Origin of the sequence: Geomonas anaerohicana (genome assembly GCF_016458305.1) — a bacterium.
Taxonomy (GTDB): Bacteria; Desulfobacterota; Desulfuromonadia; order Geobacterales; family Geobacteraceae; genus Geomonas; species Geomonas anaerohicana.
In genome coordinates this window covers 261,452-281,769 of record NZ_JAEMHL010000003.1, presented here as the reverse complement: position 1 = coordinate 281,769, position 20,318 = coordinate 261,452, and the positions used below count along the sequence as shown (strand labels likewise).

Annotated in this window: 13 protein-coding genes and 4 tRNA genes; 12 read left to right on the top strand and 5 right to left on the bottom strand. The window is 60.7% G+C overall.

Going from position 1 to position 20,318, the window contains the following annotated elements; translation table 11 throughout:
- Positions 1-59: 59 nt before the first annotated feature.
- The 5 genes from JFN91_RS07600 to JFN91_RS07580 all read right to left on the bottom strand — a co-directional run bounded on the left by JFN91_RS07600 (position 60) and on the right by JFN91_RS07580 (position 8,488).
- Positions 60-3,050 carry a phosphoribosylformylglycinamidine synthase subunit PurS gene (locus JFN91_RS07600; RefSeq protein WP_199388605.1) on the bottom strand — a complete coding sequence of 997 codons (2,991 nt, stop codon included), beginning with the start codon at positions 3,048-3,050 and terminating at the stop codon, positions 60-62.
- Entirely contained in the window at positions 3,034-4,122 is a 1,089-nt protein-coding gene (locus JFN91_RS07595) for a mechanosensitive ion channel family protein (RefSeq protein WP_199388604.1), read from the bottom strand. Before JFN91_RS07595 ends, JFN91_RS07600 begins: the two co-directional genes overlap by 17 nt.
- The gene (gene purB, locus JFN91_RS07590) at positions 4,115-5,410 is read right to left on the bottom strand and encodes an adenylosuccinate lyase (protein ID WP_199388603.1); all 1,296 of its coding nucleotides are present in this window, start codon (positions 5,408-5,410) and stop codon (positions 4,115-4,117) included. The genes JFN91_RS07595 and purB overlap by 8 nt, the downstream gene beginning before the upstream one ends.
- Before the next feature lie 113 nt (positions 5,411-5,523).
- On the bottom strand, positions 5,524-6,294 hold the full coding sequence (locus JFN91_RS07585) for an MBL fold metallo-hydrolase (RefSeq protein WP_199388602.1): 771 nt from the start codon (positions 6,292-6,294) through the stop codon (positions 5,524-5,526).
- A 118-nt stretch (positions 6,295-6,412) separates the two neighbouring features.
- Positions 6,413-8,488: an ATP-binding protein gene (locus JFN91_RS07580; RefSeq protein ID WP_199388601.1), complete on the bottom strand. Its 2,076-nt coding sequence runs from the start codon at positions 8,486-8,488 to the stop codon at positions 6,413-6,415.
- Positions 8,489-8,767: 279 nt separating this feature from the next.
- Between JFN91_RS07580 and gap the strand changes: the two genes are divergently transcribed.
- The 12 genes from gap to JFN91_RS07520 all read left to right on the top strand — a co-directional run bounded on the left by gap (position 8,768) and on the right by JFN91_RS07520 (position 20,317).
- Positions 8,768-9,763 carry a type I glyceraldehyde-3-phosphate dehydrogenase gene (gap, locus tag JFN91_RS07575; protein WP_199388600.1) on the top strand — a complete coding sequence of 332 codons (996 nt, stop codon included), beginning with the start codon at positions 8,768-8,770 and terminating at the stop codon, positions 9,761-9,763.
- Positions 9,764-9,843: 80 nt separating this feature from the next.
- Positions 9,844-11,043 (top strand): phosphoglycerate kinase, encoded by a 1,200-nt coding sequence (locus JFN91_RS07570; RefSeq protein WP_199388599.1) that lies wholly within the window; start codon positions 9,844-9,846, stop codon positions 11,041-11,043.
- 94 nt (positions 11,044-11,137) lie between these two features.
- Positions 11,138-11,893, top strand: a complete 756-nt coding sequence (gene tpiA, locus JFN91_RS07565) for a triose-phosphate isomerase (RefSeq protein ID WP_199388598.1) — start codon at positions 11,138-11,140, stop codon at positions 11,891-11,893.
- Between the two features lie 78 nt (positions 11,894-11,971).
- A complete protein-coding gene (gene secG, locus JFN91_RS07560) occupies positions 11,972-12,382 on the top strand; it encodes a preprotein translocase subunit SecG (RefSeq protein WP_199388597.1) in 411 nt (136 codons plus the stop codon).
- A 60-nt stretch (positions 12,383-12,442) separates the two neighbouring features.
- A tRNA-Leu gene (locus tag JFN91_RS07555) sits at positions 12,443-12,529 on the top strand.
- Between the two features lie 310 nt (positions 12,530-12,839).
- Positions 12,840-12,926: transfer RNA gene (locus tag JFN91_RS07550), tRNA-Leu, on the top strand.
- A 301-nt stretch (positions 12,927-13,227) separates the two neighbouring features.
- On the top strand, positions 13,228-13,716 hold the full coding sequence (locus JFN91_RS07545; protein WP_199388596.1) for a ferritin-like domain-containing protein: 489 nt from the start codon (positions 13,228-13,230) through the stop codon (positions 13,714-13,716).
- Positions 13,717-13,879: 163 nt separating this feature from the next.
- Positions 13,880-13,966, top strand: a tRNA-Leu gene (locus JFN91_RS07540).
- A 64-nt stretch (positions 13,967-14,030) separates the two neighbouring features.
- Positions 14,031-14,106: transfer RNA gene (locus JFN91_RS07535), tRNA-Ala, on the top strand.
- A 248-nt stretch (positions 14,107-14,354) separates the two neighbouring features.
- Positions 14,355-14,657: a hypothetical protein gene (locus tag JFN91_RS07530; protein ID WP_199388595.1), complete on the top strand. Its 303-nt coding sequence runs from the start codon at positions 14,355-14,357 to the stop codon at positions 14,655-14,657.
- A 263-nt stretch (positions 14,658-14,920) separates the two neighbouring features.
- Positions 14,921-17,359 (top strand): PAS domain-containing sensor histidine kinase, encoded by a 2,439-nt coding sequence (locus tag JFN91_RS22380; protein ID WP_199388594.1) that lies wholly within the window; start codon positions 14,921-14,923, stop codon positions 17,357-17,359.
- Positions 17,360-17,368: 9 nt separating this feature from the next.
- Positions 17,369-20,317, top strand: coding sequence for an ATP-binding protein (locus JFN91_RS07520; protein ID WP_199388593.1), 2,949 nt, complete (start codon positions 17,369-17,371; stop codon positions 20,315-20,317).
- Position 20,318 lies beyond the last annotated feature (1 nt).

The window sequence follows — 20,318 nt, the reverse complement described above, 5'->3', positions numbered from 1 at the left end:
TGTCATCCCCCCTCCCGTCAAGGGAGGGGGAGGAGTCGGTCCGGAGAGGAAAAGTGTGCTTACAGGTCCTTCAGCGGCTCCTGCCAGGCTGCCTTCAGCTCGGCGTTGCCGGCATTCACCACCACGTTGCCGGCAAGCCCCTTCACCTTCAGGGTCGGCTCGGCGGTCACCGCGCCTATCTTGGCGCAGGCGGTGCCGGCCATCGCCTTCTCGAACTCGGCCACCTTCTCGGCGCGCACCGTCACCAGCAAGCGGGATGCGGACTCGGAGAACAGGAGCACGATGTCGCTCTTCTCTGCCGCGTCCCCCTTGAAGGGCACCTGCGCCAGGTCGAGCTCGATGCCGAAACCGCCGGCGAAGGCGGACTCGGCGGCGGCAACGGCCAGGCCGCCGTCAGAGAGGTCGTGGCAGGAAGCAACCAGACCCGCCTTCAGCGCCGCACCGTAGGCGCGGTAGGTGGCCAGCGCCGCCTGTGCGTCCACCTTGGGCACGTTGTTGCCGACAAAGCCTTTCTGCGCCAGGTACTCGGACGCGCCCAGCTCGTTGGCGGTGGCGCCCAGGAGGTACACCTGGTCGCCGGCGCGCTTGACGTCCATGGTCACGGCGAGACGGGCATCCTCCATCTTGCCGATGACCGAGAAGAGCAGGGTCGGCGGGATGGAAATCTTGGTGGTGCCGTCGTAGAAGTCGTTCTTCATGGAGTCCTTGCCGGAGATGAGCGGCATGGAGAAGACGGTGCAGTAGTCGTAGAGTGCCTTATTGGCGCGTACCAGCTGGGCCATCTTGTACGGACCGTCCGGGGTCCTTTCGGAGAGGACCGGATCGCACCAGCAGAAGTTGTCCAGGCCGGCGACGAGGTCGAGCGAGCCGCCGACGGCAACGTAGTTCCTCAGGCCCTCGTCGATGGCGTTGGCCGCCATGTCGTAGGCGTCGATGTCGCTGTAGCGCGGGCAGATGCCGTGACCGACGACGACACCCTCGAAGGAATCGAGGATGGGGCGCACCACGGCGGCGTCGGACGGGCCGTCGTTGTCAACACCGGTGAACGGCTTGACGACGGAGCCACCCTGGACCTCGTGGTCATAGCGGCGCACCACGCTCTCCTTGGAGCAGATGTTCAAGGAGGACAGCAGGGCCTTTACGTCGGTGGTGTAGTCCGCTGCCGGAGCCAGTTTCGGCTCCTCGTGCACCGGCTTTTCCCAACGCGCCGGGATCTGCATCGGCGGCAGGCCCGCGTGCATGAAGGACAGCGGCAGGTAGGCCACGGTCTTGTCGCCGTAGAGCATGTGGAAGATGCCGGAATCGGTGAAGGTGCCGAGCACGGTAGCCTCGACGCCGTAACGTTTCGCCATGTCCATGAACTCGTCGATCTTCTCGGGGGGCACGGCGAGGCTCATCCTTTCCTGCGCCTCGGAGATCAGGATCTCCCACGGGGCCAGGCCCGGGTACTTGAGCGGTGCCTTGGAGAGGTCGAGCTGGCAGCCGCCGCACTCCTCGGACATCTCGCCGATGGAGGAGGAAAGCCCCCCTGCCCCGTTGTCGGTGATGAAGCGGTAGAGCGCCTTGTCGCGGGCGCGGATCAGGAAGTCGAACATCCGCTTCTGGGTGATCGGGTCACCGATCTGCACCGCGGATACCGGCGAGTTCTCGTTCAGCTCTTCCGAAGAGAAGGTCGCGCCGTGGATGCCGTCCTTGCCGATGCGGCCGCCGGTCATGACGATCAGGTCGCCCGGGATGATGTTCTTTTTGTGCGACGCCTCACCCTTGATGGTGGCGGGCATGAGCCCGGCGGTGCCGCAGAATACCAGCGGCTTGCCGGCGAAGCGCTCGTCGAACACCAGGGAGCCGTTCACGGTCGGGATGCCGCTCTTGTTGCCGCCGTGCTCGACGCCCTCGACCACGCCCTCATAGATGCGGCGCGGGTGCAGGAGGCGCTTGGGGAGCTCCTTCTCGTAGAACGGATCGGCGAAGCAGAAAACATCGGTGTTGAAGATGAGCTTCGCGCCCTTGCCGGTGCCGAACGGGTCGCGGTTGACGCCGACGATGCCGGTCAGCGCCCCGCCGTAGGGGTCCAGTGCCGACGGAGAGTTGTGGGTCTCCACCTTGAAGACCAGGGACCAGTCATCGTTGAACTTGATGACCCCCGCGTTGTCCTTGAAGACCGACAGGCAGTAGTCCTTGTCGCCCTGTGCGGCGCGCACGTCGGCGGTGGTCTTCTGGATGTAGCTCTTGAAGAGAGAATTGATCTTCTCGGTCTTCCCGCTGCCGTCGTCGTAGGTGACGTCAGCGGAGAAGATCTTGTGCTTGCAGTGCTCGGACCAGGTCTGGGCCAGCGCCTCCAGCTCGACGTCGGTGGGAGCCGCGCCAAGGCCCAGGCTCTTGCGCTTCTCGACCACCTGCGGGTCGCGGTAGTGCGCCTGGATGATCTTCATCTCGTCCAGGGTGAGCGCCAGCACGCCGTCGCGGCTGATGCGCATCAGCTCCTCGTCGGAGACTTCCAGATTGATGGTGTTCACCTCGACCTTCGCCTCGACCTGCACCTTGGGTACGAAGGGAGCGACGCCCCCTTGGGCCTTGAAGGTGGCCGCGTCGAGAATCTGGTAGCGCTGGATCAGCGTGTTGCACAGAAGGCCGGTGGCAATCTTCTCGGCGTCGGCCTGGGCGAGCTTACCGGAGACCAGGTACTGCACGGAGGTGTACACCCCCTCCCCTGCCGCCAGCGGGCGCCCCAGGAGGTAGCCGATCGCCTCTCCCGCGGTGCGGCCGACGTTGTCGGTGACGCCGGGACGGAAGCCGACCTCGACCAGGTAGTCGAAACCGGTGGCAGCGGGCTTGTCGATCGAATAGTTCTGGATGACCGGGTCGCTAAAGGGACCGGCGGCAACCTGGGTCAGTTCCTCGGCGGAGAGTGCCGCGTCGACCGTGTAGACGTCGATGGTGCGCACGTCGGCCACTTCAAGGTGGAGGAAGTGCGCGATCTCGCGCTTGATGCGCTCACCGCGCGGGTCGCGGACCTCGTCCTTAAGGGTGATCTCAATCCTGTGGGGCATTGTTGGTGTCCTTTTCATGGATAACCGTACGCGTCGGGTACGGGATGGTGATGCCGTTGTCCTGGAAGCACTGCAGCAGGGCGCCGTTGATCTGGTCGGTGGCCGCCACGGTGTGGGTGTAGTCGGCGACCCAGAAGAAGAGCGAGAGGTTCAGCGAGCTGTCGCCGAAGTTCATGAAGAAGGCCTCGGGCCTGGGCTCCTTGAGCACGCTCGGGGCGGCAAGCGCGGTCTGCACCATCAGCTCCTTGGCGCGAGCCACGTCGCATTCGTAGCCGATGCCGATGTTGACCCGCCCCTTCACCCGCACGTCAGGGAAGGCCATGTTGACCAGGGTCGAGTTGCACAGCTCGGAGTTCGGGATGATCAGGAAGGTGTTGTCCGCCCCCTTGATCTTGGTGCTCCTGAGACCGATGTCGATGACGTCCCCCACCTGGGCGCCCAGTTGGATGCGGTCGCCGATCCGGAAGGGACGGTCGATCATGAGCGTGAAACCGGACACCATGTTGGCCAGGGTGTCCTTGGCGGCAAGGCCGATGGCCAGGGAGCCGACGCCCAGGGCGGTGACCAGCGACAGGATGTCGTAGTTGAAGTGCTTGAGGGTGATGATGAGCGCGGTGACCACCAGGAAGATGGTGCAAAGCTTCTCCACCAGCGGCATGATCTGGCGGCTCACCTCGGCCCCGGCCACCCGCGCCCCGTACGCCTTGAGGAGTTCGTCCAGCACCCGGTAGGCGATGACGGTGAGGATGGTGATGTTCACCACGAACAAAAGACCGGAGGCGGCGACGCCGACCTTGTCGTGCAGCGGCAGACGCCTGATGGCCAGGTAGAGGCCCGCGCAGTTGACCAGGAGCATGGCGGGTCCGGAGACCCGCTCGAGGATCCTGTCGTCGAGGTCCGTCTCCGTGGCGGCGCACAGGCGGGTGCCGATCTTGGCGATCAGCACCTGCAGGAGCCTGGAGAGGAGGTAGAAGACGGCGAAGATGACGACGGAAATCAACGCCTGCTTGGCCCAGAAGAGATAGAACGGGTCCATCTCGTCCGGTTTCAGGTAGTAGAGGAGGCTATCCACCAAAGACCCTCGTGAAAATGGTGTCGACGTGCTTCATGTGGTAACCGAGATCGAACGCTTCCTTGATCTCTTCGGCCGGCAGGAACGAAGTCACTTCCTCGTCGTTCAAAAGCTCGGTCTGGAAGTCCTTGCCCTCTTCCCACACCTTCATGGCGTTTCTCTGCACCAGGGCGTAGGCCTTCTCGCGGGAAGCCCCCGCCTCGGCGAGCTTTAAAAGCACGCGCTGGGAGAAGATCAGGCCGCGCATCTGGTTCAGGTTGCGCATCATGTTTTCCGGGTAAACCACCAGGTTCTCGATGAGGCCGATGGCGCGGTTGAGCATGAAGTCCAGGGTGACGGTCGCGTCCGGGCCGATGATGCGCTCAACGGAGGAGTGGGAGATGTCACGCTCGTGCCACAGCGGCACGTTCTCGATGGCGGAAAGGGCGTAGCCGCGCATCAGGCGGGCCAGGCCGGTCAGGTTCTCGGACAGGACCGGGTTCCTCTTGTGCGGCATGGCGGAAGAGCCCTTCTGCCCTTTGCTGAAGAACTCCTCGGCCTCGAGCACCTCGGTCCTCTGCAGGTGCCTGATCTCGACGGCGAACTTCTCGATGGAGGAAGCGATGATGGCGAGGGTGGTGAAGTACTCGGCGTGACGGTCGCGCTGCAGCACCTGGGTGGAGCAGGGAGCGGGCTTCAAGCCTGCCTTCTTGCAGACGTACTCCTCGACCTGCGGGTCGATGTTGGCGAAGGTGCCGACGGCGCCGGAGATCTTGCCGTAGGAGATGGTCTCCAGGGCAGCTTCCATGCGCTTGAGGTTCCTGGCCATCTCGTCGTACCAGAGGGCCATCTTGAGGCCGAAGGTGACCGGCTCGGCGTGGATGCCGTGGGAGCGGCCCATCTGCGGGGTCATCTTGTGCTCGAAAGCCCGGGTCTTGATCACGGCCATGAGGCGCTTGATGTCGGAGATGATCAGTTCGCCCGCTTCCTTGAGGAGCATGGCGAAGGAGGTGTCGAGGATGTCGGAGGAAGTGAGGCCGAGGTGTACGAAGCGGGAGTCATCGCCGATGTAGTCGGCAACCGAGGTGAGGAACGCGATGACGTCGTGCTTCACGGTGCGCTCGATCTCGTCGATGCGCGGCACGTCGAAGCTCGCCTTGGCCCTGATGCGGGCTACCGCCTCTTTCGGGATGCGCCCCATCTCGGCGTGGGCCTCGCAGGCGTAGATCTCTATCTCGAGCCACTTGGCATAGCGGTTCTCGGGTTCCCAGATGCGGGTCATTTCAGGACGGCTGTAACGTTCGATCACGAATTCTTCCCCCTTGCTGAATTGTCTGATTTTTTATGGCCAAAACAGGTGCATCCCCTGGTAAGGGGACTGGCTCCGAAGGTGCCTGTCCCCTTTACCAGGGGTTGCGAGAATCACGCTGAGAATACGCCGCTTACCTGGTGCTGGCACCCCAGGAAGAGGTCCGGCCCGCACAGGTTCTGGCGGCTCAAAAGCCCGCGCGCGGCGGCAAGCGCCAGCGCCGGATCGTTATTCACCTCGGAGAGATGGGAGAGAAAGACCCCCTGCAGGTCGCCGTGCAGAAGTTCCTCCAAAAGGTTCGCCCCCTCGGCGTTGGAGAGGTGCCCGTGGCGGGAGCGGATGCGCTGCTTGAGGTGCCACGGATAGGGCCCGTCCTGCAGCATCTGCTCGTCGTGGTTGAATTCCAGCACCAGCGCGCGGCACCCCTTCAGCTTCTCCTGGGTGAGCCGGGTGGCGATGCCGAGGTCGGTGGCAAAGCCGATGCACCCCTCGCCACTCTCGATCCGGAAGCCGACCGGGTCGCAGGCATCGTGCGTCACCGGGAAGGGATCGATGGAGATCCCCTTGAAGGTGAAGGGCGCGCCGGCTTCGAACTCGATGGACTCGACCTTGCCGATGACGTGGTGCGCCGCCTGCAGCATCCGGCTCGAACCGAGCACCGGGATCTTCAGACGCCGGGCCAGCGTGCCGACGCTGCGGATATGGTCGGTGTGCTCGTGGGTGACCAGGATGCCGTCCAGGGTGGCGGCGTCGACGCCGATGGAGGCGAGCCGGTTGGTGGTCTCCCGACCGGAGAGGCCGGCATCGATCAGCAAACGGCAGGAATCGGTTTCCATAAAAAGGGAGTTCCCCTTGCTGCCACTTGCCAAGAGGCTGAGCCTCATGCATCCCTCCAAACTAAGCGTGAATCACCCCGGCAACGGGGACTCATGAACGGCAGAAAAACCTTATTTTTATACAGGAGTTGGTCGGCAGATTCAAGATGAAGTTGCTGAGATTTGGTTAACGCAAAAGCCTGCTGTAGTCCGTGGTTCCCTCGTTCAGCCCGGGGGAAACGGGGAGCAGGATGTGGAAGGTGGAGCCGGGGAAGCGGTCCGGATTGTAGCCGGTCGATTCCACCCAGATCTCGCCGCCGTGCATGTCGACGATCCCCTTGGCGATGGAGAGGCCGAGCCCCGCACCTTTCGCCTTGAAGGCGACCTTGCCGCTGGAATGTTCCTGGATGTTGCCCACTTCGTAGAACTTGTCGAAGACGCGCAACTGGTCCTCGCGATCGATGCCGATACCGGTGTCGGTTACGGTGATCTCCAGGAACAGGTGGTGCTCCCGCCCCGGCTGGTGCTCGTCGGCGCCGGCCGGCCCGCGCAGCAGGTACTTGGCGGAGGTGCTGACCGTGATGCGGCCGCCGTCGGGGGTGAACTTGATGGCGTTGCCCAGGATGTTGGAGAGAAGCTGCATGAGGCGCAGTGCGTCGCCTCGGATGGTGGGGAGCGATTCGTCCAGGCTGAGCACCACCTCCTGCTTGCGCATGGAGAAGAAGAAGCGCAGCTCATTGACGCTCGCCTCGATGAGGCGGTTCAGCTGGATGTCCTCGACCTTTAGCTGCAGCCTTTTCTCGTCGATCATGGACACGTCCACCATGTCCTTGATGATGTTGTCCAGGCGCGCCGCGGCGTTGGCGATGTTGACCACCATCTCCAGCACGGTCTTGTCCACCTTGTCGGCAAGGTCGGTGGTGATCAGCTCGGAGTAACCCATGATCACGGTGAGCGGGGTCTTCAATTCGTGCGAGGCGAGCCCCAGGAAGGAGTCCTTCATCCGGTTCAGGCGCGCGAGGTCGGCGGAGCTCTTCTCCAGGTTGAGGATGATCTCGCGCTCGCGAGTCACGTCGCGGAAGATCGCCTGCACCAGGGTCTCGGAACCGCTCTTGATGCTGGAGGCGTGCAGCATGGCGACCATGGCGCCCCCCTCCTTGCGGGAAAGCTGCATCTCCTCGGCGATGTGCGCCCCTTCGGCCGCCTCCCGGAAGATCCGGTGCACCTTGGGGATGTTGCTGATGTTCAAAAGGAGGAGCATCTTGGTAAGCGGCAGCCCCACCAGTTCCTTCGCCTCGTAGCCGAAGAACTCCTCCGCCATCTTGTTGACCATCCGGATGCACTCGTCGGAGCCGATGACCACGATGGCGTCGCTCGCGTCCTCCATGAGCGACTTGTACAGTTCCTCGGAGCGTTCCAGGTCGGCGGAGAGCTTCTCCAGCTTGCGGTAGGAGGCCTGCAGCTCGTCGAAGGTACGCTCCATGTCCTGGTAGTTCTTCTTGATTTCGGCGTCCCTGTTTTTCAGGAACTGGGACATGATGTTGACGTTTCTGGCCAGCTCGTTGAACTCGTAGACCTGCACCTCGCCGATGTGGGTGTCGAAGGCCCCCTCGGAAATCTGCTTCACCCCCTTGAGCAGCATGGAGATAGGCTGCATCACGTATCTCTTCATGAAGAGCATGATCAGGGTAAAGGAGGTGACCAGGGAGATCGCCAGGAGGAACAGGGTCTTCAGCACCATCCCCTTCATCTTGTCGAAGACGACCTGGTCGCTGAAGCCGACGTGGGCCTGAGCCAGAGGCTTGCCGTAGGGGCTCATCACCATCACGGCGTTGTCGTAGTAGGAGTTGCTCGATCCGTCCACGGTCATGGTGATGCGGCGCTTGTAGACCGGTTCTTCTCCAAGCCGCGCCTCTTCCTTCTGGGACTCCTTGATGGGCATGGTCATGAAGCGGGGATCGCTGGCGAAGAGCACCTTGCCGTTCAGTTCGGTCACCACGCAGTAGGCGATGTCCGGGTTCCCCTCGATGATCTCACGGCACTTCTCGGAGACACCGGTCATGTCCTTCAATTCCAGACCGAGGTTGATGACCTTCTCGATGTTGGATTTGAGAGCGACGGCAAGTCCCTTGGAACGCAGACTGAGTGCGTTCACCTGGTCCTTGCGCAACGCCATTATGTCCATACCGGAACCAATGAAGATGGTGAGGAAGAGGATCAGGAAGGAAAACAGTAAGATGCGTTTTTCGAGAGTCATTTTCATCTATAGTCTATTTCCAGCACCTGCGTGGACGAAAAAATGCGCATCATGGGCCACGCCAGCATAATTTATAGTTCAACTGAAAGTCAATTATTATGTGGATTTATTCACCCACAAAAGTTCCCGCCTCAAACATGCGAATCCTCGCTGAAAGCATGGCGATTCGCACCCATTGTCGCTATCGACCATACCGGAAAAAGCTTGAATAAAATCTTGACGGGCACCGGTTCGGCTGTTAGTATCCCCAATTGTGAAGGAATACTTAATTAACAGGAGGGGGACATGGCTTTAAGAGTAGCTGTTAATGGATTCGGCCGTATAGGACGTTGTGTACTCAGAGCTGCAGCACAGTCGAAAGAGTTTGAATTTGTTGCAATTAATGACCTCACTGATGCGAAAACGCTGGCGCACCTGTTAAAGTATGATTCGGTTCATGGGAAATTCCCCGGGGAAGTTTCCGTAGACGGTGACCAGCTTATTGTCAACGGCAAGGCCATCAAGGTTCTGGCGGTGAGAAACCCGGCCGAACTCCCCTGGAAAGAGCTCAACGTCGACATCGTGCTCGAGTCGACCGGCCTGTTCACCGCACGCGACAAGGCCGCCCAGCACCTGACCGCCGGTGCCAAGAAGGTCATCATCTCCGCACCCGCCACCGATCCGGACCTCACCATCGTCCTCGGCGTCAACGACAAAGAGTACGACAAGAACAAGCACCACATCGTCTCCAACGCATCCTGCACTACCAACTGCCTGGCGCCGGTCGCCAAGGTACTGCAGGACAGCTTCGGCATCGAGAAAGGCCTGGTCACCACCGTCCATTCCTACACCAACGACCAGAACATCCTCGACCTGCCGCACAAGGACCTGCGCCGCGCCCGCGCCGCCGCCCTCTCCATGATCCCGACCACCACCGGCGCCGCCAAGGCGGTATCCCTGGTGCTGCCGGCCCTCAAGGGGAAACTGGACGGCATGGCCATCCGCGTGCCGACCCCGAACGTCTCCGTGGTCGACCTGGTGGCGACCCTTTCCAAGCCGACCGACGCCCAGCAGGTCAACGCCGCGCTCAAGGCCGCAGCCGAAGGGCCGCTCAAGGGGATCCTCGGGTTCTGTGAAGAGCCGCTCGTTTCCTGCGATTTCAACGGCAACACCCTCTCCTCGATCGTCGACGCGTCCTGCACCAAGGTCATCGACGGCAACATGGTGAAGGTCCTCTCCTGGTACGACAACGAGATGGGCTTCTCCAGCAGGGTGGTCGGCCTGATGAAAATCATGTTGTAAGAAGCTGCGAAATTGAATACACATTGCGGGGGGGGAGCTGTTCTCCCCCCTCGTTTATTTTTTTGCGTCTAGGAGGAGTCATGTCAATTCGTTACATCGATGAGATCGAAAGCCTTGCCGGGAAGAAGCTGTTCATGCGTGTCGACTTCAACGTACCGTTGGACGACAACCAGAACATCACCGAGGACACCAGGATCCGCGCCGTGCTGCCGACCCTGAACTACGCACTCGACCAGAAGGCGAAGATCGTGCTCGCCTCGCACCTGGGCCGCCCCAAGGGGGAGCGCAAGGAGAAATACTCCATGGCGCCCGCCGCCAAGCGCCTCTCCAGGCTCCTGGGCAAAGAGGTGAAGCTCGCTTCCGATTGCATCGGTGACGACGTGCGCGCCATGATCGACGCCATGCAGCCGGGCGACGTAGTCATGCTGGAGAACGTGCGCTTCTACGCCGGCGAGGAGAAAAACGACGTCGACTTCGCCAAGGCCCTCGCCAACGGCTGCGAGGTGTACGTGAACGACGCCTTCGCCGTGTCGCACCGCGCCCACGCCTCCGTCGAGGCGATCACCGACTTCTTCCCGGTGGTGGCCGCCGGCTTCCTGATGAAGAACGAGATGAACTACTTCGAGAAGGCGATGAAGAACCCGATCCGCCCGCTGGTCTCCATCCTGGGCGGCGCCAAGGTCTCCGGCAAGATCGAGGTCCTCGAGAACCTGTGCGACAAGGTGGACAAGATCATCATCGGCGGCGGCATGGCCTTCACCTTCCTGAAAGGGATGGGCTACAACGTCGGCAAGTCGCTGGTCGAGGACAACCTGATCGACACCGCCATGAAGACCTACGAGAAGGCCCGCGCCATGGGGGTCAAGTTCTACCTCCCGGTAGACTGCGTTGTCGCCGACCAGTTCAACCCTGCCGCCGAGACCAAGGTCTGCCCGATCCAGGAGATTCCGGAGGGTTGGATGGCGCTGGACATCGGCCCCGCCACCGTGGCCCTGTTCACCGAGGCGCTGCAGAACGCCAAGACCATCGTCTGGAACGGCCCCATGGGCGTCTTCGAGATGGACGCCTTCTCGCGCGGCACCTTCGCCATGGTCTCCGCCGTAGCCAACTCCTACGCCCTGACCATCGTCGGGGGCGGTGACACCGATGTCGCCGTGCACCGTGCCGGCGAGTACGCCAAGATCAGCTACATCTCCACCGGCGGCGGTGCCTTCCTCGAACTGCTGGAAGGCAAGAAGCTCCCGGGCATCAAGGTGCTGGAAGACAAGGGGCACAAGTAGACCGAAGTCGTCCGACCAGTCGGACTAGTCAGACCAGTCTGACCGGTCGGACCGCCATCTGAGATTGCAGACACTACCATTGTTGGAGGAACCAATGCGCAAGCCGGTCATAGCAGGCAACTGGAAACTATATAAGACAAAGGACGAGGCGCTGGCCCTGATCGAGGAACTGGCACCGCTGGTCGCCGGGGTGAACAACGTCGAGGTGGTAGTGGCGCCGGTATTCACCGTGCTCCCCGCCCTCCCCGCAGCGCTCGCCGGCACCAGCATCAGCCTCGCTGCCCAGGACGTATTCTGGGAGGAGGAAGGCGCCTTCACCGGCGAGGTTTCGCCGCGCATGCTGCTCGACGCCGGCGCAAGCCACGTCATCATCGGCCACTCCGAGCGCAGGCAATACTTCGGTGAAACGGACCAGACCGTGAACAAGAAGATTAAGGCGGCGCTCAAAGGCGCCCTGGTTCCCATCTTCTGCATCGGCGAGACGCTGGAGGCGCGCGAAGCCGGCGACACCTTCAAGGTGCTGGAGCGCCAGGTGCAGGGCGGCCTGGAAGGGCTCAGCGAAACCCAGTTGGCACCGGTGATCATCGCCTACGAGCCGGTCTGGGCCATCGGCACCGGCAAGGTCGCCACCGACGAGCAGGCACAGGAAGCACACGCTTTCGTCCGCGGCGTTGTCGCCAAAATGTTCGGCCAGGCGGCTGCCGACAAGGTGCGCATACTCTACGGCGGCTCGGTCAAACCCGACAATGTCAAAGGGCTCATGTCCTGTGCTGACATAGACGGCGCCCTGGTCGGAGGCGCCAGTCTCAAGGGAGCCTCTTTTGCTTCCATCGTCCGTTTCGGTGAATAAAGGCTTGGTTATTTTTTGCAAATATGCTAAACAGTCTCTTTGGCAGTCTCGTGAACACTCTCGGAGGTTAGGTTTTTAATGACTATTTTACTGGTAACCCTGCACGTCATCGTCTGTTTCGCTCTCATCGTTGTCGTCCTGCTGCAGTCCGGCAAAGGGGCCGAGATGGGTGCATCCTTCGGCGCCAGCGGCAGCCAGTCCGTGTTCGGCGCGGGCGGCGGCAACACCTTCATGAGCAAACTGACCACCTATGCAGCGGTCATCTTCATGCTGACCTCCCTCTCCCTGGCCTTCGTGTCCGGCAAAGGCGGCGGCTCTTCCATCATGTCCAAGGCACCCAAGGTCAAGCCGGCCCCGATGGGCGGTATGCCGTTGCAGCAGCCGGTCAAACCGGCAGCACCCGGCAACGCGGCAGCGCCCGTGGCGCCCGCCGCTCCGGCTGCGCCTGCAGCACCGGCACCGGCAGCCCCCGCAGCTCCGGCAAAGTAGTTAATTAGAAGTTTGCTGTTGACATCTCTTTCGAGGGATGTTAAAAACTGGGTTCTTCTTGCCGAAGTGGTGGAATTGGTAGACACACCATCTTGAGGGGGTGGCGGGCGATAGCCTGTACGAGTTCGAGTCTCGTCTTCGGCACCATCCAGAAACAACGAAAGCGTCCTGCTCACAGAGCCAGGACGCTTTTTTCGTTTGCGCGAGCTCTCACCTTGTGTAGTGCCGACAATGTCCTTGCCCCCTCCCCTTTTCCTGGTTCCCAAGCTCCAGCTTGGGAACCCCATTATGGCGCAAAGCTCGGGCTTTGCATCCGAGGCAAGTTGGAACTTCGGAGAGGCTTTGCGTTCCCAAGGCGGACCTTGGGAACGAGATCAATATGTGCGGGAAAAGTTACCTAGAGCGGCTTTAGGTCTTGACTTCAGCCACGGTAGATGATACAAACTGGGTTCTTCTTGCCGAAGTGGTGGAATTGGTAGACACACCATCTTGAGGGGGTGGCGGGCGATAGCCTGTACGAGTTCGAGTCTCGTCTTCGGCACCACACGAACAGACAGCGTTCCAGCTTACAGCCGGAACGCTTTTTTGTTTTCAGTAGGTTTCCCTTCCTCTCAGCAACAGTCTCAACCAAAGCAGTCCCCTTTCAGGAATTACTGATCCGCCAGCTTCGCGTTTGATCTTTTGCCCCCACGCATTATACGTCGCTCATCTTCCTTATTCGCCGCCGTACTCCCCTTCCCCACTGACATTGCCAAGTCAAAGCGGTCCGGTTGACAACCAAATAACACCCCATATAATGTTTACACCAACCACTTTAATGATATTCAAGGGTACAGGAGGTGTGAATGAAAGACACGCAAGACGCACTGAAACAGGCCATTCAAACTGAAAAGAACGCGATGAACTTCTACCAGATCGGCGCACAGCATATGAAGGACGCGGAAGCCAAGCGACTGTTCGAGCAGTTGGCACGTGAAGAGAAGGAACACGCTGCACAATTCTTCAAGGCCTACCACGGCAACGATCTGGGCTCCTTCGAGGAGTTCATCACCTCTCCGCCGCAAAACGAGGCGCTTTGGGTCACCTCGATCCAGAAGGCCATCGACTCCGACTTCACCGAGCAGAAGGCCCTGGAGTACGCGATGGACAAAGAGACCCACCTGGAGAGTGCCCTGCGTGAAACCGCGGGCAGGATCTCCGACCCGGGCATCAAAGAAATCTTTCTGTGGAACGCCAATGAGACCCACAACCACTTCCTCACCATCGAGGCTGAGTACGCGAGAATCATGGCCATGGTGGACGAATCCGACATGGACACCTACGTCAGGGAATAACCGTAGCACGACGATACCGGCAAGACAGAGGGGGGCTCGCGCCCCCCTTTTTGCTTCCCTCGGTTTTCTAATGAGTTATGCAACCTGGCAAAAAAAGATAATCATTCAGGCATTTTTTTCTTGCACGGAAGCGGCTCCTTTGCTATAAGTAGGTCTCTCGCAAGCCGGAGTGGCGGAATTGGTAGACGCGCTAGATTCAGGTTCTAGTACTCGCAAGGGTGTGCTGGTTCGATTCCAGTCTTCGGCACCAAAAGATCAAGAGGTTGGGCGTTAGCCTAACCTCTTTTTTCTTCCTTCGATCCGCGAGAGACAATGGGGCTGTAGCTCAGTTGGGAGAGCGCTTGAATGGCATTCAAGAGGTCGTCAGTTCGATCCTGATCAGCTCCACCATCAATCAGAAACGGGGTCCGGCAATTCGCCGGGCCCCGTTTTTCTTTTCTGATGCGTACCGTCCTCCGTTTACCTGAATCCCCTCACACTCCTCCCCCACCCCGCTCTCCGAATACCACCTGCAGTCTCTTTCCCGGTGCACGAAGTATTCGCCCAGCCATACCCGTGATCGGCGTAAAATAAGGAATGGCAATGAGATGACCAGCTCCGAGGGTATGTTGAAAGGAGGCAAACCGAGGAGGTCAATCATGAGAAAACACGGACATCAAACCTACAGACATGCCGACCCGACTGCAGACCTTGACCGAAAGCACCAAGGGTCGATCGGAGGTCAGCGACTGGCCGAAAATGCGGAGAGGAAATCGCAAGAAAAAACCTTCGCCAGCCTTCGCCAGGGCAGCCACGAGGATTTTACACCCGGTCGCGATCCGGCTGAAGGTCCCGACATCGCGCTGACATCCCCTTCCCATGAGCGGTGGGCGCAACACACGGCCGAGCGGGATCCAACGGAAGGCTCCCCAGCTGCAGTATCGACCTACAAAGGTAGATGATACTGCGTGCTCAAGCGGGACGGTTCGATGAAGCCGTCCCGCTTATTTGTCGCACTTCCCCTTCCCCTCTATGAAATCATCTCAACCATTCCCGTCCCGTTACTATCCTCACAACAAGGTTCGAAGCAGGACCGTCTCTCACTTCGATTCAGAGAGTTGCCACCCCTCTTCGCCCGTATATAATTATCGAACTCTAATGTTATCCCCCCATGAAGGCTTCTCTATCAGTGAACGTTACAACCAGAACAAAGGGCGGCATCTCTGTGATCAACAGCTGGTTCATCATAAACAGGCCGGACCGCCCCCTTTATGGGGTGATCATCGCTGTCGCCCTTTCCCTCGGCTTGATCAACGTCGTGGTCTATTTCTTTTTTCCTCCGACCAGGTTCGAAGTGGTGCAGTGGTATCTGCCGACGGTTCATGCCTTCGTCGCCCTTTGCTCCTTCTGTGTCGCCTTTCTCGCCCTCGGCCGACACCAGGTCCTCAGATATCCCGCCCCGTTCTGGATAGGAATCGCCTACCTCGCTCACTCCATCTACTCCATCTTCCGCCTTTTGGTATTCCCGACCCTGCCGGGTAATCGAGGCATCATCGAGAGTCTGCCGAGCACTTCGCCCTGGCTGGTGAACCTGCAGATGGCGACCCTGGCCGCATGCGTCATCATTGCTCCCTTCAGCCCGGTCCCTCGTGACCGGCGCGCATCATGGATCATGGCTGTGGTAGCGGTCGCGGCGGTCACCTTGGCCGCCACCGCCGTAGTGAAGTTGGATCACGCGCTCCCGGTCATGGTGGTCGGTGGCCGGTTCACACAGACCGAAACGGCCCTGCTGTTGTTCCTGGCGGGGATGCTATTTGCCAGCGCCATCGTTGCCACCGCCACCTACCTCGACACAGGCGACCGCCTCTTTGCCTTCACGGCCCTTTCCCAATTGGCCGCTACCTCATCCGTGGCTATGAACGCGCTGGGATCGAACTGGTTCAACCTACCCTTTTACCTGGGCCGCAACATCGTCGTAGCCGGCGCCCTGGTCATGCTGTTCGGCTTACTCTCCGATTACGTGCAACTGGCCCGCAACGAGCAGGACAAGAGCCAGGAACTTGCACAAAGGACCGAGGAGCTGACGCAGAGCGAGGAGAGGCTGCGCTACAACGAGGCCACCCTGCAGATGGCCATCAACGCAACAGGGCTCGGTACCTTCGAGTTCGAGCCGGGCACCGGCAATCTCACCTGGTCCGTTCACGCCAAGCGTCACTTCGGTCTGGCACCCGAGGCTGCGGTAAGCTACCAGTTGTTTGAGTCCGCTCTTCATCCCGAGGACCGCGACCGCGTGCTGGCAGCACTGCACAGGTCCTTCCAACCCGACAGCGGCGGCATCTACCGGCTCGAGTACCGGGCCATCGGCATCGAGGACAACAAAGAACGCTGGCTCATGGCGAGGGGCCAGGTCTTTTTCGACGAGGATGGAGCCCCCACCCGCCTGGTCGGCGCCACCCTCGACATCACCGAACCGAAAAAGGCGGAGGCCCGCCTGCGCCGGATCTTCGACTCCGGAATGATCGGCCTGATCTACTGGAACATGCGCGGCGACATCCTTGACGCCAACAACGTTTTCCTGCGGATGCTGGGCAGGAGCCGTCACGAGCTGGAAGCAGGCACCGTAAAGTGGAGCGATCTCACCCCCCCGGAGTACGCCGCCCTGGATGACTTCGCCCTTGACGAGTTACGTGCCACCGGCCTGGACACTCCCTACGAGAAGGAGTTTTTCCGCAGCGACGGCGCCAGGGTTCCCGTTCTCATCGGGGCGGCGACCTTGCCTGAAGCCCCGGAAGAAGGTGTCGCATTCGTGCTCGACATAACGGAGCGCAAGAAGGCCGAGGAGGAGGTCCGCCAAGCCAGAAACACGCTCGAGTTGCGGGTCCAGGAACGGACCGAGGAACTAAGGCGGGCGCTGCAAAGCCTGCGGGCGGAAACCGAGGAGCGCCTGCGCGCGGTCGAGGAACTCAGGCTGAAGGAACAGATGCTGATGCAGCAGAACCGGCTGGCGGCCATGGGTGAGATGCTCGCCAACATCTCGCACCAGTGGCGCCAGCCTTTGAACATGCTGGGCCTTATCCTGCAGAATCTCACCAGGAGTTACGACCGGGGCACGTTCTCATCGGAGATGCTGCAAAAGAGTGCCGACAGGGGGACCGAGCTCATCGAACACATGTCCAAGACCATAGAGGACTTCTCCGCCTACCTGAACCCGGACAAGACCAAGGTAGCCTTCGACGTCGGGGAAGTCATCGCGAAGGCCCTGTCCATGATGGGGGAAACACTGCAGGGCATGACCGTGGAGGTGGACACCCCGCCTCAGGCGGTTCACGCCATGGGTTACCGCAACGAGTACGCGCAGGTGGTGATCAATATCCTGGTGAACGCCCGTGACGCACTGCGGGAAAGGAACGTGGCGGACCCGCGGGTCACCATCAGGATCGGCAGGGAGGGCGAACGCAGCGTGGTCGCTATCTCGGACAACGCCGGCGGCATCGCCCACGATATCCTGGACAAGATATTCGAGCCTTACTTCACCACCAAAGCGCCCGGCGAGGGTACCGGGATCGGTCTGTTCATGTCTAAGGCCATCATAGAGAAAAGCATGGGTGGGAAACTCTCGGCAAGCAACACCGACACGGGCGCGGAGTTCAGAATCGAGGTATGAGAGGTACGGATGGAACCGTCGGCTGCTCCTGATTTCAAAAAGCTCTTCGAGGAAGCACCGGGGCTGTACCTGGTGCTCGATCCGGAGCTGCGCGCCGTTGCCGCGACCAACGCCTATCTCGAGGCGACCCTCACCACCCGAGAAGGGATAATAGGCAAACACATATTCGAGATCTTTCCGGACAATCCGGACGACCCTGGCGCCGACTCGGTGCGCAACTCCCGGGCGTCGTTCAACCGCGTTGTGCAGGCCAGGCAGCCCGACACCATCGGGCTGCAGCGGCACGACGTCCGCAGACCCGACGGGGGTGGCTTCGAGGTGCGCTACTGGAGCGCGGTCAACTACCCGGTGCTCGCCCCTGACGGTTCTCTCGCCTACATCCTGCACAAGGTGGAAAACGTCACCGAGTTCATGGAGCTCCAGCAAAAGGGAGTGGAACAAGCGAAGATCACCGACGAGTGGCGCGAGCGTTCTTTCAAGATCGAGGCGGACCTGTACGAGAGGTCGCGCGAGATAGCGGAGACCAGCCAGAAACTGAAAGCCGCCAACGAGGAACTGGCCCGCCTCTACGAGAGAACGCGGGAATTGGATACCCTGAAGATGCAGTTCTTCGCCAACGTCAGTCACGAACTGCGCACTCCGCTGAGCCTGATTCTCGGCCCTGTGCGCAAGCTGATGAACGCCGACAACCTCAACCAGAAACAGCGCGGCGACCTCGCGATCGTGGAGCGCAACGCCCGGCTCCTGCTGAAAAACGTCAACGACCTGCTCGACCTGTCCAAGCTCGATGCCGGCAAGATCGAGATGGAGTATGCGCGTACCGATCTCGCCTGGCTGACCCGCTTTGTCGCATCGCATTTCGAGACGGTCGCCGACGACAACGGCATCCGCTTTATCATCACCGCACCGGATGAGCTTTGGGGTGAAGTCGATTCGCAAAAACTGCAAAGGGTGCTCGTCAACGTCCTTGGCAATGCGTTCAAGTTCACCCCACCCCACGGCGCGATCAGGCTTACCCTGGCGTCCCAAGAAAAGTCCGCCCTCTTCGAGGTCGAGGACACCGGCCCCGGCATCCCTGCGGAGCTGAGACGGGCGGTTTTCGAGCGTTTCCGGCAAGTCGACAGCGGCCCGACCCGCAGTCACGGCGGCAGCGGCCTCGGGCTCGCCATCGTGCGGGAGTTCGTATCGCTGCACCGCGGCACCGTGGCTGTCACGGCGGCACCGGAGGGGGGCGCCCTTTTTTCAGTCTCGATCCCGCTGGCGGCACCGGAGGGGACCGCGGTGGCCGCCACGAGGGAAATCCATCCGCTGGAACTCACCGAGACCGAGGGGACGGCCCCGGTGCTCACATCGAAGTGGAATGAAGAAGCGGCGTTGCCAGGTGCCCCGCTGGTGCTGGTAGTGGAAGACAACCCGGACATGAACGACTTCATCTGCTCGATACTGCAGGAGCAGTACCGGGTCAGTTCGGCGTCGAACGGGGTCGAGGGACTGGAAAAAGCGCTCTCGTCGCGGCCCGACCTGGTGGTGACGGATTACATGATGCCGAAGATGACGGGAGAAGACCTGGTGAAGGAAATCCGCCGGCGCCCTGACTTCGACGAGATGCCCATCCTGCTGTTGACCGCGAAAGTCGATGAGAAACTGCGGGTGCACCTGCTGCAATCCGGGGTCCAGGACGCGTTGGACAAGCCGTTTGAAGCGGAGGAGTTCCTGGCGAGGGTCACGGGGTTAATCGCACGCAAGAGGAAGTCCCAGGCGGCACTATGGGAAAGTCACGCGCTGCTCAAAGCCGTGACCGAAGGCATAGACAATTCCATCTTCATCAAAGACGCCCAGGGCCGGTATCAGCTGGTCAACGGTCCAGGGGCGCGCAGGATAGGAAAACCGGTTGCCGAGATCCTCGGACAAGACGACGAGGCCCTGATCGACCCGGTCGCCGCGGCACACATCAAGTGGCAGGACAAGATCGTGATGACCAACGGGCAGATGCTGACCTTCGAGGAGACGAGGCTGGTGGAAGGAAAGCCGCGCACCTACCTGACCACCAAGGCCCCCCACCTCGACGCGAATGGGGAGGTCATCGGCGTGCTGGGCATCTCCCACGACATCACGGAGCGCAAGCTGGCCGAGGAGGAGTTGCAAAAGTCCAAAGACCTCCTGGAAGAGCGGGTCAAGGAGAGGACGACGGAACTGAGGAAAGCCTTGCAGGTTCTAAAAACAGAAACGGAGGAACGCCTGCGCGCGGTGGAGGAACTGCGGCGCAGGGAGCAGATGCTGATGCAGCAGAATCGCCTGGCGGCTATGGGGGAGATGCTCGTCAACATCTCGCACCAGTGGCGGCAGCCTTTAAACGTGCTTGCCGCCATCTTGCAGACCATGGTCATCAGCCACGAGCGCGGCACCTTGTCCGGCAAGATGCTGCATAAAAACGTCAACCGCAGCGTGGAACTGATCGAGCACATGTCGAAAACCATCAACGACTTTTCGTTCTACCTCACTCCTGACAAGACCACGTCCACCTTCGACGTCAGCGAGGTGGTGACGAAAACGGTTGCCATGGTGGGCGAAACGCTGCACGACGTTCAAGTGGAGGTGCAATGCCCTGAGGAAAAGATCACCGCCACCGGCTACCGCAACGAATACGCGCAGGCTCTGCTCAACATCCTGATCAACGCCCGGGACGCGCTGCGTGACAGAGCTATCCCCAATCCCAAAGTCACCATCAGGGTCTCCGCCGAGGGCGGCAAAAGCGTGCTGACCATCACCGACAACGCGGGAGGCATCCCGGAGGAAATCATGGACAAGATCTTCGAGCCGTACTTCACCACCAAAGAACCCGACAAGGGGACGGGCATCGGCTTATTCATGTCAAAAACGATCATCGAGCAGAGCATGGGCGGGAAACTGACCGCCCGAAACCGCGAGGGCGGCGCCGAGTTCACTATCGAGGTCTGAG